Annotated in this window: 11 protein-coding genes; 8 read left to right on the top strand and 3 right to left on the bottom strand. The window is 46.1% G+C overall.

Going from position 1 to position 15,426, the window contains the following annotated elements:
• The first annotated feature begins 309 nt into the window (after positions 1-309).
• From metH to ACQ4M5_RS08745, 4 genes are all read left to right on the top strand, one after another.
• Positions 310-3,945, top strand: a complete 3,636-nt coding sequence (metH, locus tag ACQ4M5_RS08760) for a methionine synthase (RefSeq protein WP_430675200.1) — start codon at positions 310-312, stop codon at positions 3,943-3,945.
• Positions 3,946-4,063: 118 nt separating this feature from the next.
• Complete coding sequence (locus ACQ4M5_RS08755; protein WP_430675199.1) at positions 4,064-6,157, top strand: DUF262 domain-containing protein; 2,094 nt, start codon at positions 4,064-4,066, stop codon at positions 6,155-6,157.
• A gap of 48 nt (positions 6,158-6,205) precedes the next feature.
• A complete protein-coding gene (locus ACQ4M5_RS08750) occupies positions 6,206-6,796 on the top strand; it encodes a Uma2 family endonuclease (RefSeq protein WP_430675198.1) in 591 nt (196 codons plus the stop codon).
• A gap of 171 nt (positions 6,797-6,967) precedes the next feature.
• Positions 6,968-9,373, top strand: a complete 2,406-nt coding sequence (locus tag ACQ4M5_RS08745; protein ID WP_430675197.1) for an AMP-binding protein — start codon at positions 6,968-6,970, stop codon at positions 9,371-9,373.
• Positions 9,374-9,408: 35 nt separating this feature from the next.
• Here the strand turns inward: ACQ4M5_RS08745 and ACQ4M5_RS08740 are convergent, their stop codons facing one another.
• Both ACQ4M5_RS08740 and ACQ4M5_RS08735 read right to left on the bottom strand, forming a co-directional pair.
• Entirely contained in the window at positions 9,409-10,608 is a 1,200-nt protein-coding gene (locus ACQ4M5_RS08740) for a DUF2252 domain-containing protein (protein WP_430675196.1), read from the bottom strand.
• Positions 10,609-10,619: 11 nt separating this feature from the next.
• Positions 10,620-12,146, bottom strand: a complete 1,527-nt coding sequence (locus ACQ4M5_RS08735) for a YifB family Mg chelatase-like AAA ATPase (RefSeq protein ID WP_430675435.1) — start codon at positions 12,144-12,146, stop codon at positions 10,620-10,622.
• A gap of 85 nt (positions 12,147-12,231) precedes the next feature.
• Here ACQ4M5_RS08735 and ACQ4M5_RS08730 point away from each other — a divergent pair, with 85 nt between their 5' ends.
• The 3 genes from ACQ4M5_RS08730 (at position 12,232) to ACQ4M5_RS08720 (ending at position 14,165) form a co-directional block, all read left to right on the top strand.
• Positions 12,232-12,582: a histidine triad nucleotide-binding protein gene (locus ACQ4M5_RS08730; RefSeq protein WP_430675195.1), complete on the top strand. Its 351-nt coding sequence runs from the start codon at positions 12,232-12,234 to the stop codon at positions 12,580-12,582.
• Between the two features lie 33 nt (positions 12,583-12,615).
• The gene (gene recR, locus ACQ4M5_RS08725; protein WP_430675434.1) at positions 12,616-13,227 is read left to right on the top strand and encodes a recombination mediator RecR; all 612 of its coding nucleotides are present in this window, start codon (positions 12,616-12,618) and stop codon (positions 13,225-13,227) included.
• A 152-nt stretch (positions 13,228-13,379) separates the two neighbouring features.
• Positions 13,380-14,165, top strand: coding sequence for a hypothetical protein (locus ACQ4M5_RS08720; protein ID WP_430675194.1), 786 nt, complete (start codon positions 13,380-13,382; stop codon positions 14,163-14,165).
• Here the strand turns inward: ACQ4M5_RS08720 and ACQ4M5_RS08715 are convergent.
• Positions 14,162-14,554, bottom strand: a complete 393-nt coding sequence (locus tag ACQ4M5_RS08715; RefSeq protein WP_430675432.1) for a VOC family protein — start codon at positions 14,552-14,554, stop codon at positions 14,162-14,164. The genes ACQ4M5_RS08720 and ACQ4M5_RS08715 overlap by 4 nt on opposite strands.
• A gap of 98 nt (positions 14,555-14,652) precedes the next feature.
• On the opposite strand from ACQ4M5_RS08715, the gene ACQ4M5_RS08710 reads away from it, so the two are divergent.
• A complete protein-coding gene (locus tag ACQ4M5_RS08710; RefSeq protein WP_430675193.1) occupies positions 14,653-15,405 on the top strand; it encodes a TIGR00297 family protein in 753 nt (250 codons plus the stop codon).
• Positions 15,406-15,426: the final 21 nt, after the last annotated feature.

Below are 15,426 nucleotides of genomic sequence, written 5' to 3'. Positions count from 1 at the left end.
TGATAGCTGCCTTGCGTTGAAACGGATTACCCATAAAACTTAGAGGGTGTTTGAGAAGGATAAAAAGCGGCTTTGCTGCGTTGCGAGTCCGCCCGGAAATGAATCTCCGGGCTAATGGAAGAAACCCCGCTGAAGCGGGCTAGGAGTGCAATACGGAGTTCTTAGCCCAGTTTAGTGGGCTTCCCTGATTAGCCCGGAGATTCATTTCCGGGCGGGTGAATGCGATAAACGATGACTTCTCAAACACCCTCTTAAAGAGAACTCAGGGTTAATACTCAAATCTGTCCTTTCGTTTCTGAAGTTTCTGCTATGAATAGTGCCTTTCTTGCCCGCCTTCACAGTCCTGAGCGTCCCGTTATCGTCTTCGATGGTGCAATGGGAACAAATATCCAGTCGCAGAATTTGACGGCTGAAGATTTTGGTGGAGCCGAGTATGAAGGCTGCAACGAGTATCTGATTCATACCAAACCGGACGCGATCGCGAAAGTTCACCGCGATTTTCTTGCCGCAGGCGCAGACGTGATCGAAACCGATACGTTTGGCAGTAGTCCGCTTGTGCTGGCAGAATACGGACTGCAAGAGATGGCGTATGACTTGAGCAAAAAAGCCGCAGAACTGGCGAAACAATGCACCGCAGAATTTTCAACGCCTGAAAAGCCTAGATTTGTTGCGGGTTCGATCGGACCTGGAACGAAACTACCGACACTCGGACATATTACGTATGACGAACTAAAAGAGGCATTCACCGTTCAGGCAGAAGGCTTGTTTGATGGTGGAGTTGATCTATTCATCATCGAAACTTGTCAAGACGTGCTGCAAATCAAAGCAGCATTGAACGCAGTTGAAGCGGTCTTTGCCAAAAAAGGAGAGCGTCGTCCGCTGATGGTTTCGGTGACGATGGAAGTTCAGGGCACGATGCTCGTCGGAACCGATATCAGTGGCGTATTAGCGATTCTGGAACCGTACCCGATCGACATTCTCGGTTTGAACTGTGCGACAGGTCCCGATCGCATGGCAGAACACATCAAATATTTGACCGAAAATGCGCCGTTCGTTGTCTCTTGTATTCCCAACGCAGGCTTACCCGAAAATGTCGGTGGTCATGCTCACTACAAGTTGACCCCTGTTGAACTTCAGATGGCGTTGCACAGATTCATTGAAGATTGGGGTGTGCAAGTGATCGGGGGCTGTTGTGGAACTCGTCCCGCACACATTCAAGCACTCGCAGAAGCTGCGGCAACGATGACACCCAAAGCGCGGAAAGTTCGCATTGATGAACGCGCTTGGATGAATGGTCAAGTGTACGAATCTGAAACACCTAGGCCAACACTCGGATACACACCTTCAGCAGCATCAATCTACACATCACAGCCATACGAGCAGGATAATTCTTTCCTCATTGTGGGTGAACGATTGAATGCGAGTGGATCGAAGAAAGTTCGCGAATTGCTGAATGCAGATGATTGGGATGGATTAATGGCGATCGCGAAATCTCAAGTCAAGGAAGGCGCACACGTTCTTGATGTTAACGTTGACTATGTTGGGCGCGATGGCGAACGTGACATGAAGGAAATCGTGTCGCGACTCGTAACGAATGTGACGCTGCCTCTGATGCTGGATTCGACCGAATGGCAAAAGATGGAAGCAGGTTTGAAAGTTGCGGGCGGGAAGTGCATTCTCAACTCAACGAACTATGAAGATGGAGATGAACGATTCTTCAAGGTCTTAGAGCTTGCGAAAGAGTACGGTGCGGGAGTCGTCATTGGTACGATCGACGAAGATGGAATGGCACGAACCGCCGAGAAAAAATTCCAAATCGCACAACGAGCTTACAGAGATGCCTTAGAGTTTGGAATTCCACCACATGAAATCTTTTTCGATACGTTAGCATTGCCGATTTCAACTGGGATCGAAGAAGACCGCGAGAATGCGAAGGCAACGATCGAATCGATTCGGATGATTCACGAAACTCTTCCGGGCGTGCATTTCATGGTTGGAGTCTCGAATATTTCTTTTGGTCTGAGTCCAGCGGCTCGGATTACGTTGAATTCGATGTTTCTGCATGAAGCCACGATCGCGGGAATGGATGGCGCGATCGTATCTGCCGCGAAGATTTTACCGATCGCGAAAATCGACCCTGAACATCAAAAAGTTTGTCTGGATCTAATCTACGATCGACGCGGATTTGAGGGGGATATTTGCACTTACGATCCGCTCACCAAGCTGACTCAATTGTTTGAAGGAGTGAGCGCGAAAGATGCTCGATCGAACAATACTTTGGCAGATTTACCTGTTGAAGAACGTTTGAAGCAACACATCATTGATGGTGAACGGATTGGATTAGAAGATGCACTGAAGATTGCATTAGAAAACTATGCGCCGTTGCACATTATCAACACTTTCTTGCTTGATGGCATGAAAGTTGTGGGTGAATTGTTCGGCTCTGGTCAAATGCAATTACCGTTTGTGTTGCAGTCGGCGGAAACAATGAAATCTGCTGTTGCATTTCTCGAACCATTCATGGAAAAAACCGAGAGCGATGATAGTGGTAAAGGTAAGTTCTTGATTGCAACTGTGAAAGGTGATGTTCACGATATTGGTAAAAACCTTGTCGATATCATCTTGACTAACAATGGTTACAAAGTGATTAACTTAGGCATTAAACAGCCTGTAGATGCGATCGTAGATGCTTACAACCAGCACAAACCGGATTGTATTGCGATGAGTGGATTGCTCGTAAAGTCCACCGCATTCATGAAAGAGAACCTGGAAGTCTTCAACGAAAAAGGCATTTCAGTTCCGGTGATTCTCGGAGGTGCAGCACTCACTCCGAAATTCGTCTACGAAGATTGCCAGAATGTTTACAACGGTCAAGTGATTTATGGTCGGGATGCGTTCGCAGATCTGACTTTCATGGATCGATTGATGCCTGCTAAGAAAGACGGGCACTGGAGCAATAACGAAGGATTCCAAGGTGAATTTGCTCAGTTCAATCAAAAGGGACGGAAAGCGATCGAAGATGCCGAACGTGAACTAAACGGCGAACCAGAGAAGAAATCTGACGAACCGGAAGTGATCGATTTAGTGCGATCGGAAGCAGTTGCGACTGATATCTCGCGCCCAACGCCGCCTTTCTGGGGTACGAAAGTTCTCAACCCAGAAGATCTCTCGGTAGATGAACTCTTCTGGTACTTGGATCTGCAAGCTTTGATTGTTGGACAATGGCAATTCCGCAAGCCGAAAGACCAAACGAAGGAAGAATACGACGTGTTCTTAGCAGAGAAAGTCTATCCAGTTCTCGATCGCTGGAAAGAGCGAATTCGCACCGAAAATCTATTGCATCCTCACCTGATTTACGGTTACTTCCCTTGTACCGCTGAAGGTAATTCTGTTCATGTTTACGATCCGAGCGTAATTGAGAAAGGCTTAACGCCTGAAACTGCTACCCCGATCGTTACCTGGACATTCCCGCGTCAGAAGTCACTCCGCCGTTTGTGCATTGCTGACTTCTTCCGCCCGATTTCTGAGAATCAGTTCGACGTTCTCCCGATGCAAGCTGTAACAATGGGACACATTGCTACTGAAGTCGCACAAGAACTATTCAAAGCGAACAACTACACTGAATATCTCTACTTCCACGGCATGGCGGTACAGATGGCGGAAGCTTTAGCAGAATGGTCACACGCTCGAATCCGTCATGAATTGGGCTTTGGCGATCTCGAACCCGATAACATTCGCGATATGTTAGCGCAGCGTTATCAAGGGTCGCGCTATAGTTTCGGCTATCCTGCTTGTCCGAATGTATCGGATCAGTTTAAGCAGCTAGAACTACTTGATACAGAGCGAATTGCAATGTCGATGGATGAAAGTGAACAGCTTTATCCAGAACAATCCACGACTGCATTTGTGGTGTATCACCCAACGGCGAAGTACTTCAGCGCGTAAACCTCACTAGCAGGGTGTAGATAATTACATCCTGCTATCGATTTTGAGAATAAAAGCGCTCTGTTTTAGTAAGTTCGGCTATCCTGTTTGAAGTATCAAACGATATAGGTAGCGCTCAATGAAAGCAGATAGCTATAAAATCTCCAAAGTTTTTAGCAGCGGAGGAGACATTCAATACATACTGCCTCATTTTCAGCGCCAATATAGTTGGGACAAATCAAACTGGCAAACGTTGCTAGATGATGCGATCGCAATTTACGAAGAGTTCAATCCGAACAAAGAACCTGAGCATTTCTTAGGATCTCTGGTTGTTATTAATAGCGGAACTAGGAGCGGATTGATTACGGCTTTTACATTAGTTGATGGACAGCAGAGACTCACTACCATTTCTCTATTGTTGTGCGCGTTTCGAGATTTGATCGAAAGCACTGAGCCAAAAATCGCAGCTAAGATTCAAAGATATTTGGTGAACTCTGAGACGGAAGGAGACATCTATTTCAAGCTGCTTCCTACTAATAAATATGGCGATCGACAAGCTTATATTTCCCTCATCCAAAAGACTCAAGTTGAGATCACTGAGTCAAAAATTCCAGTTGCTTATCATTATTTACACAAGGAACTAGGCAAACTCTTGACCGATGGCGCGATCGAGGCTGAGAGATTCTTTTTTGCAGTGTCGAACTGTTTTCAAGTTGTTTTTATCGAGTTGAATCGAGATGAGAGTCCTTACAAAATATTTGAAAGCTTAAACGCAAAAGGGAAACCGCTTTCTCAAGCAGATTTAGCGCGTAACTATATTGCAATGAAGCTACCCCCTGCACAGCAAGAGAAAGTATTTACAGAGCAGTGGGAAAAAGTCGAGCATTTATTACAAGAAAGTCGAATTGTTGGACGATCGCGCATTGGAGAATTGACTGCTTTTCTCAGACATTATCTTGCAACACAATCGCGTGGAGTTTGTAGCGAGGCACATACCTATGCAAGATTTCGCGATCGCTGTGAAGAGTTTCAAACGGATGCAGAATTCATTAATGAAATTTCTCTGTTACGTCGATTTGCCGAACATTACAATAAGCTTTTACGCCCAGAACACGAGAAAAATTTAGAGATTCGTCACGCGCTACATCGTTTGAACATCTTAGAAATTCAAACTGCTTATTCTTTTCTATTGCTTGTTTATGAGAACTATGAACAGGAAAAATTGACAGATGTGCAATTCAAGCAAATTCTGGCGATTCTGGAAAATTATATGATTCGGCGCTATGTTTGCCGAGAGCAGACTAAAGATCTCAGCAAAGTATTTCCACCTCTCTGGCGTGATATTCAAGATGAAATAAATGGTGAAGAAATTACGTTTATCGAAGCACTGAAGAAGATTCTAATTTCTAAGAACTATCCGTCTGATCAAGGAGTTCAGCAATCAATTCGATCCATTAATATCTACGATGATCGGAGTCGCGAAAAGATTTGCTTAATTCTCGAATCAATTAATCGTCATCTTTCTCGAAATGCTGGCGGTATTACGACTCTAAATGCAACTCCAACAGTCGAACACATCATGCCGCAAACTCTTAATTCTGAATGGAAAACAGAGTTAGGGGAGAATTTTGAGCGAGTTCATCAGGACAATCTCAACACATTTGGAAATCTAACGTTATTAACCCAAGAATGGAATTCTGCCCTTTCAAATTCTGCATTTTCCTTGAAGAAAAAGAGGCTTGAAGAACATGAATTCCGTCTCAATAAGGACTATTTTTCCAATTCAATTGAAAGATGGGATGAACAAGCAATTTTAGATCGAGCAGATTTTCTATCCGAGAAATTCTTAGAAATTTGGTCGGCTTTAGGAGAACCAATCGCGATTGGGAAAATCGTTCATGGAAAACCAATCGCAATCACGATTTTAGGAGAGCGGATTGATATTCCAAATAAAACTTGGCGACAAGTTCGCACTTCGACGGTGGAATGGGTTCTACACAATCGTCCACAGGATTTCAACAGAATCAGACAAGCGATCGGAATTTTTGATGACAGTATTGAAGGAAAAAACTATCCAAAAGACTGGTATCAACTATCAAATGGAGTTTGGGTACATCACTGTAGCTCGGCAAAACAGCATATTGTTTATTGCAGAAGGATTCTAGCCACGATCGGGATTTCAGAATCAGATTGGAGCATTGATGAAGAGGACGTTACAACGTTGGTATCCTGACAGACTACGATCGCTTACATTAAAGAGAGTAGAGTTTGAGTAATTCCGATGCAAGCGACTGAATTTTCAAAGCACTACACGCCCGAAGAGTACTTGACTCTTGAAGAACAGGCTGAGTTTAAGAGTGAGTATCATGATGGAGAAATTATTCCAATGACGGGCGGATCGCTAAATCACAATGAGATTATTACGAACTTTTGGGCTTTGAAGACTCAATTGCGCCGCCAAGGATTTCGTTTTTTCTCCAGCGATGTTCGATTGTGGCTGCCGCAGTATCGGAGGTTTGTTTATCCTGATGTGATGGTGATCGAAGGTGAACCTGTTCTTTACCAAAATCGAGTTGATACTGTTCTCAATCCGAAACTCATTGTCGAAGTTTTATCAAAATCAACTCAAGATTACGACATGACCGATAAGTTTAGATACTATCGATCGATACCCGGACTCCAAGAATATATTCTGGTGAATCAGTACCTTGTAGAAGTTCAGCAATACACGAAAACTGACCAAGGATTTTGGATTTATCGCAGCTATGAATCGATCGATGAACTTCTGAAATTCGGCACGATCGAGGCTGAATTAAAATTAACTGAGATTTATGCAGGCATCTCTCTCGATCCGGAGCCAAACATGGAATAAGGGAAATTACTCTGGTGAAATTACGGACTCAAAATCATCACAAATATTTTGATATGACAAAGACTGGACTCAATCCCTTTGTCAAAACTCAATAATCGGCTAGTCTGAGACGGCAAGAACTGGCTTGGAGACTCAGGCATGACGGCTGAAGGACTTCGTAGAAAATCGATAATGCGTATCGGAATCGTATCCGTAAATTCGACCGAGTACGTAGATGCGATGTTCAACTGCTTAGAAGCAGGTGATATTGCTGTGCCTCTGAAGCATCAGGAAGATCACGATCGTATTTCTGCTGCCAACGTCGATCGCGTCCTCACTCCTCAAGCTGGTGGCGCATGGATGACTCGATCTTTTCAAGGCTCTAACAGTTCTGAAACGGCGATCGTGTCTTTCACGTCCGGAACCGAAGGCAAGCCCAAGGGTGTTCTTCTCAGTCACCAGAATCTATCCGATGTCGTCACACGGCTGAATCGCCTGATGCAAGTCGATGACACAATTAGCGAATATATTGGCGTTCCGGTCTATCACTCGTTTGGATTTGGGCGGTGTCGTGCGATCGCAGCCGCAGGTGGAAGATTTTTTATTCCTGAATCGGGCTTTAATCCAGCAGAAATTGGCGCGATGCTGAAAAAAGGAGAGATTAACGCAATTTCGGCAGTTCCAAGCTTGTGGCGCGTTCTGCTCTCGAATACGGATTTGATCGGAAGTGCAGGGCAGCGCGTTCGATGGATTGAAATCGGCAGCCAGTATATGAGCCGTCAAGAGAAAGAAGCGCTCAAAGCTTTGTTTCCTGAAGCCCGGATTGTGCAGCACTATGGATTGACCGAAGCTTCTCGATCGACATTGCTCGAAATTCATCAAACCGAAGGCGATGCACTCGAATCAGTTGGATCTGCGAACACTCCGTGCAGCGTAGCTTGCAGTAATGTTGAAATCAAATTAACTGAAAGTGGACAAATTGCAATTCGTGGAAATCACGTCGCACGAGCTTATTTGATTGATGGCGAAGAAGTTCCAATTCAAGATGAAAACGGTTGGCTCACTACAAAAGACTTAGGCAGCTTAGAGAATGGCAAGCTGTACTACAAAGGTAGAGCCGATGACGTGATCAATTGTGGTGGTCTGAAGATTCAGCCTGAAGCACTCGAAACGAAGCTATTTAGCCAAATTGGATATCACCCTGGAATTGCAATCTGTCGTAAACCCGATCCATTGAGAGGCGATGGTTTCTTAGTTGCAGTTACTCCTGATGTGTCGATCGACAAATCCGAACTTAGAGAAGCAGTTTCCCAAGCAACTCAAGCTTTTGGCGTAAATGCGGGGAATTCGATCGCGGTTGTTGAAGTGGATCAGCTTCCTAAAACTGCAACAGGTAAGGTTCAACGTCGTCAGCTTGCAGAATGGTATAGCCAGCAAACCGTAGAGCAATCTTCTGAAGTTCCTACGAATGGAAAAAGTATCGCAGCTACATTTTGTCGAGTGTTGAATCTGCGCCAAGTTCATCCTGAAGATACCTTTATTACATTGGGCGGCGATTCGCTTTCTTATGTTCAGCTTGCAATGGAATTTGAGCGGCACTTGGGCTATCTGCCACAAGGATGGGAACGACTGTCGATCGCACAATTAGAACAGCTTTCTCCACAGCACGATCGGTTTAGTCCGATTGAAACCAACATTATTTTGAGAGCATTGGCGATTACAGTCGTCGTTGCGGATCATGCTTATTTGATGAACTTCGCGGGCGGCGCATTTCTTCTACTGATGATTGCAGGAGCAAATTTAGCACGATTCCAATCTGAGGCATTGTTCAAAGGTCGAGTGATTCAGCCGATTTTCTCATTGTTGAAAAACTTAGTCACGCCGTACTTGATCATCTCGATCGCCTATCAACTCTGGAAACGCGAATTCAATCCTGGTGTATTGTTTCTGGTGAGTAACTTTATTGATCCAGAAGTCACTTCGATCTTTCCAATTTGGTTTATCAATCTGTTAGTCCAAGTCATCATTGGATTTTCATTGTTATTTGTTGTGAAACCTGTCCGCAGATTTGCCACAGTCTCACCTTGGGAATTTGGTATCACCACAGTCATGGTAGGTGCGATCGCAAAAGTTGGAATTTCCTCAATTTGGAACACAACTTATTTATACGATCGAGTCCCACACATGTTGTTCTGGATCTTTGCACTAGGTTGGACAATTCAGTTCGCCAAAACCAAACAACAGAGAGTCATAACCACAATGATCCTTTGGGCAATCGTGCCGATTTTCGCCGCTTTGAATCACAGCTATGCGATTTGGATGTTAGTTGGTGGAACATTGCTGCTCTGGCTACCAATAGTTGCGATTCCACAAATTCTGAAGTCTCCACTGCAAACCATTGGTGCAGCAACGTTCCACATTTATCTATTTCACATGATTTTCATTCACTTTGTGAGTAATGTCGCTGAAATTCTGAATCCTTGGTTAAACACAGCGGCAGGATTATTCGGCGGGATACTTGTGTGGGCGGGACTTCAAGCCGTTCAGAAATTTCTGGCAAAACGTCGATCGACGACTGTTGCACCGAGCACAATTTAAGGCGCTTTAGCGGTTGATGAATCGACTGCAAACGCTCAAAGTTTCCCAGATTGGAGTTTGAATTCTTCATAGTCTCGTTCAACTTGGGCAGCATACGATCGAGCATAGTCCATCACAATCGGATGCCATTCTGAAGCAGTGGCAGCAAAGGCGATCAACTCATCCGCGATCGCAGAGTTTTGCCGTCCTGTGCTTCGCATCTGTCCCCAAGCGGTTACTTCTGCCATCGTTTTGATCGCTTTTTTGAGGTGTTTAATCTTGCCGTCTTTACTTTCGAGATTGACACGATCGGCAGTCGGTTGCAGTTCTCGCAGGACATAAGGCTGATTCTGAATGACCAATGGCGTTAATAAAGCAGGGGGAGACTCTTGAAATCGATCCTGAATCGCTGTAATTCTTTCTGCTTCATTGTTCCAGTCGGGTTGCGGATAAGGCGTGTAAGGTCGCAGAGAAGACGGGCGCGATGCCTTGAGATCAAGCAAGTAATTCTGATTTGGGGAGCCGTTACCTTCGACTAGAATCACATATCGATCGAGTCCCAAACTCCCAGTTCCGGCAATTCGGTGCATGACATCCAGCACTTTGAAGAACTGCGGATTTTCTCGCGATTCAGCAGAATGACCGATCGCATCGGTCACTTTCTGGCGCTCAATCTCTGTAACAGGTTTCGTTTTACCCTCGATTAATTTTAGCGATCGACGTTTTCCCTTAATTTCTGTGCGCTCGTCTAGAAAATCTTTGCGTTTACGGGTTTTTAGAGCCGTGAGCAATTCTTTCACGAGTCCAGTTGAAACCTCATTGTGAACGGTTCGATCCTTTCCAGTCGATAATTCTTTTGTATAAATTTCAAGCAAATCCTGACAAAGTTGAAGTGCATCCTCATCACTAATATTCAGCGTATGAGCACCGACGATCGTACTCGTCATGAGTCGCGTAATGTCCCAGGTACAAGGTGCTAACAGCGATTCATCGAAATCATTCACATCGAAATAGACTAAGCGATCGTCCCCCTTAAACGTGCCAAAATTCTGCAAATGAAGGTCGCCACAACTCCAAACTGGAGGAGCAGATTGAAACACATCTTCAATCGGTAAATCTTGATAGAACAAATGACACGTCCCACGCAGAAACACAAACGCATCTTTTGACATCGCTTTGTATTTCAGCTTCAACAGTTCAGGATCGCGTCCTTGATTAAACTCGACAATACGATCGACAACGCTTGGATATGACATTGGAGGGAACCTTATTGCATTCGATCGATAGTACGATACTGAACAGCTTCCGCAACATGATGCGCTTGTAGATTGTCATCGCCTGCTAAATCCGCGATCGTTCTTGCCACTTTGAGAATGCGATCGCTTGCTCGTACTGATAATCCCAACCGACGAATGGCATTTTCTAACAGCGATCGCGTTCCATCGTCCAATTTGCACCATTCGCGTAAATGAGCACTCTGCATTTCGGCATTGCAGCGGAGTGGGGTGTTTTGGAAGCGTTGAGAAGCGCGATCGCGAGCTTGTTGAACTCTCGATCGCACCGTTTCCGAATCTTCCCCGGTCGGTTGTTGAGTAATTTCTTCAGGCTTCAACCGATTCACACCCACTTGCAGATCGATTCTGTCCATCAGCGGACCTGAAAGCCTTGCCCAATACTGCTCTCGCGCTCTCGGTGAACAAGTACAGGGCTGAACCGTATCCGCATAAAATCCACACGGACAAGGATTGGTACTGGCAACCAAAGTAAACTGTGCTGGAAATGAGACAGATTGCCGTGTTCGAGAAATGGTTACGCTTCCATCTTCTAGAGGCTGTCTGAGAAATTCCAATACATCCCGTCGAAATTCTGTGAGTTCGTCCAGGAATAAGACTCCTCTGTGAGCCAGCGAAATCTCTCCAGGTCGAGGAAACGTGCCTCCTCCGACCAATGCTGCACCAGAAGCCGAATGATGCGGACTGCGAAACGGACGAACTCCAATCAGCGATCCTTTCTCCTTGAGCAATCCCGCTACTGAATGAACCTGAGTCACTTCGAGCGCTTCTTGAAACTCTAGCGGCGGCATAATCCCGGACAATCGACGCGCTAACATCGTTTTTCCACTTCCAGGAGGTCCAACGAAGATCAAATTATGTCCACCCGCAGCCGCAATCTCTAAAGCGCGACGAGCATGAGCTTGTCCCTTGACATCTCGTAAATCGGGAGCCGAAAACTGCATTTCTGAAAGCTCAAGTTCCCCATCGATTCGAGCCGGAATGTAGCCTGTGGAATCGTTTAGAAAAGCTCCCACTTCCGATAAATGCTTGAATCCGTAAACGTTGAGATCTTTTACGACAGCGGCTTCTCGAACATTATCAGCAGGCACGACTAAGTTGGAAATGCCGAGAGATTTCGCAGCCGCCGCGATCGCTAAAACTCCCGCAACCGGACGCAAACTTCCATCTAAAGAAACCTCACCCAAAAATAGATACTCATCCAATCCATCTATTTGAATCTGTTCTGCCGCCGCTAAAATTCCCACACTAATCGGCAGATCAAAGCTAGGTCCCTCTTTTCTCAAGTCGGCGGGGCTTAGATTGATCACGATACGCCGCATCGGAAAGACAAAACCCGCATTCTTAATCGCAGTTTTGACTCGTTCTTTCGATTCTTGAATTTCAGTTCCGGGCAATCCAACCACGACAATCCCTGGCAAGCCCCCCGAAACATCGACTTCTACGCCCACTTTCACCGCGTCGATGCCCACCAGGGACGCACTCCAAACTCGTGCCAACATACTTTTTTCCGACTCATTTTGTATCGGTAGCGTACCCAGAACAAGCGACTGATACAATAACAGCGCACTCATTCGACTAAGCTATATGAGCGACTCGAACGACACGATCTTTGGCAAGATTATTCGCAAAGAAATTCCTGCCGACACTGTTTACGAAGATGATTTGGCACTCGCCTTTCGCGATGTGAATCCGCAAGCCCCTGTTCATATTCTCGTGATTCCCAAACAACCGATCGCGAAACTTGCCGATGCCGAATCAAACGATCACGCCTTGATGGGACATTTGCTGCTCACCGTTAAACGAGTTGCAGAACAAGAAGGACTCACCAACGGGTATCGTGTAGTCATCAATACTGGCGAAGATGGCGGGCAAACCGTGTATCATCTACACCTGCATCTTTTGGGTGGTCGATCGATGAGTTGGCCCCCCGGATAGAAGCGGTTTGCGCTACGATCGTACTAGCCCGAAATCGGAGGAAAAGCCACGGTTTACACACGTCCCTTAGCTCGATTGATCGAGCAATTGCAGCACCTCCCTGGTGTTGGTCCCAAATCAGCCCAACGATTAGCCTTGCACTTGATCAAACGCCCTGAAGAAGAAGTGAAAGCTTTGGCGATGGCGTTGATGGAAGCAAAGCTACAGGTTGGGTACTGTTCCGTGTGCGGTCATTTGTCAGCAGAACCCGTTTGCGATATTTGTCGATCGCCGCAGCGAGATACAAAAACGATCTGCGTCGTGGCGGATTCTCGTGATGTAATCGCGCTAGAGAAAACGCGGGAATATCGTGGAAAGTATCATGTTTTAGGTGGATTGATTTCGCCGATCGATGGCATTGGACCTGAACAACTCAACATCAAACAACTGGTTCGCCGCGTGAGCCAACAGAAGGTTGAGGAAGTGATTTTAGCGATTAGTCCAAGCGTTGAAGGGGAAACGACTACGCTGTATGTCGGAAGTTTGCTCAAGCCGTTTACTCGTGTGACTCGAATCGCGTTTGGGTTGCCGATGGGCGGGGATTTGGAGTACGCGGACGAAGTGACTTTGGCAAGAGCGCTCGAAGGCAGACGGGAATTGGAATAATCCTGCTCACCCCATTGTGTGAAGTTTCAGTATAGAAAATTAATAAGTGTCGGACGCTACTCGTTCTCTCCGTAGAACTTTGGGTAGCGTTATTTTTTTACGATCGCGGATCGTTTCTCTTGCTGCCCCAGATTGTTCAGGAGTTTTACGGAATGTCATTGCCCGCAAAAACACTTATTCAAAGCCTAATTCTCACTGCCCCGATCGCATTTAGTTCAACGATCGCGATTTCTCCAAGTCATGCAGCCGCTGTTGCTGCCACCAGCGGAGAACTGATTCTGGAAAATTTCAGTTTGCCAGCCAATTCAGATCCGTTTGAAACCATTAGACGCACCACGATTACGCCTGCGGGAAGTCAAGGTGCGGTGGCTGATGCGGATGCGATCGTGACCCCTGATTTCGTCGAGCAGTCCTCGTTCGCGCTCTCGACAGTCGGGATTGTCACGAACGAGCCAACGGCTAAGAGTCAGGGCTACTCGCAAACAGGAATTGGATTTGATGCGGGTTGTGGTTGCTTCCAATTCAACTTCAGGGCGACACTCGCAATGCTGACCTTTGCTGATCCCGGTCAAATCGCGCAGGCGCATAGTTTTGTAGGCTTCAAAATCTATAAAAACGACGATCCATTTACGATCGTAGATTCGTTTAAGGCTGATTTGTGGTCGCCTACAGATTTCCAACTGAGAGTCAGTGATACGAACTACGTCAACATTTCACTATTAGAGCAGCAAGAAGGCTTTGCTTATATTGAGGGAACTTATCAGCGGAAGTTTGATCAGGGTGTCACGGTGCGCGGATTCACGAATAGTGAAGCAGTGGCGACCGTTCCCGCTCCACCGATGTTTGCGGCTGCAATTTTGCCTATTTTGACCTGGTTGAAGCGTCGAAATCAGATGAAAGCGGTTCCTCAAGAAGTGAATCGTCAGCCGATCGATTAATTTTCGCGATCGCCAATCTGATTCGAGCTTTGCGATCCAAAAATGGCATCTTGATGAGCGTAATATTTGTATTCCATCAAGTTACCGAAGGGATCGACGAGAAAAAAGGTACGGTGTTCGAGCGGAGTTCCGAGAAAGCGCTGTTTCGGTTGTTGGTAAAACTTCAGTTGGTTTTGTCGGGCACGATCGAGCAGTGCTTTCCAATCCGCTTCGTCGGTGAAAACTAGCCCAAAATGACGCGGGTAGATGCCTTTCTGCGGTGCGATTTCGTCGGGTGTGACGTGTGCGACGAGTTGATGCCCATACAAATTGAGAATGGCAGATTGATCGTTTTCTCGTCCTAACCCGCAGCCTAAGCCGTTTACGTAATAGGTTTTTGTTGTAGGAATGTCGCGAACTGGAAATGCTAAGTGAAACAGCACTGAAGACATAATCAACGCCTAAGAAGATGTCAGAATCAATTATGGCGAATTTTGTTCTGTGAATCATGCCTCTAAATCCTTCTGACTGGCTGATTGCGATCGCGGTGAATACCGTTTTGCTTGGAGTGGCTGCGATCGTGCCGAAAAAACTTTTGACTCCGGGCGGATTGGCGAATGCTTGGATTCTCGGAGTCTTGGTTTGGGGCTGTCTCGGTTGGCAAGGCTATTTGCTAGTGATGTTTTATTTCTTGGTTGGGTCTGGTGTGACTTTTATCGGAAAGGAACAGAAAGAAGCGTTGGGAATTGCAGAAGCGCGATCGGGAGCGCGAGGAGCCGGAAACGTTTGGGGATCGGCGTTAGTTGGATCGATTTGTGCGGTTTTAGTCTTTGTGTTGGCAACCCAGCAGATCGCGATCGATCTAATTCCACTCTTGCAATTAGGATTCGTTGCCAGTTTTTGCACCAAGCTGTCTGATACTTGCGGAACCGAGATCGGAAAAGCTTACGGACAGCGAACTTTCTTAATTACAACTTTGAAGCCTGTCCCACGTGGAACTGAAGGAGCTGTGAGTTTAGAAGGCACGATCGCAGGAGTAATTGGCTCAGTTGCGATCGCAATTGTCGGCTGGTTGCTCGGACTGATTAGCCCGATCGGGATTGGCATTTGTGCGATCGCGGCGTTTGTTGCGACTACGATCGAGAGTTTGATCGGAGCCACGATCGAAGATAAAGTTCCGTTTCTCACTCACGATGTCGTGAATATTTTGAATACGCTGATTGGCGCGATCGTGGCAATTGCGATCGGACTCGTGCTTTAGAATAAGAACAAGCTTTCTAGA

The organism is Leptolyngbya sp. AN10 (assembly GCF_050565645.1).
GTDB lineage: Bacteria > Cyanobacteriota > Cyanobacteriia > Leptolyngbyales > Leptolyngbyaceae > Leptolyngbya.
Note: the sequence above shows the minus strand (reverse complement) of the source record. Positions and strands in the feature narration are given on the sequence as shown.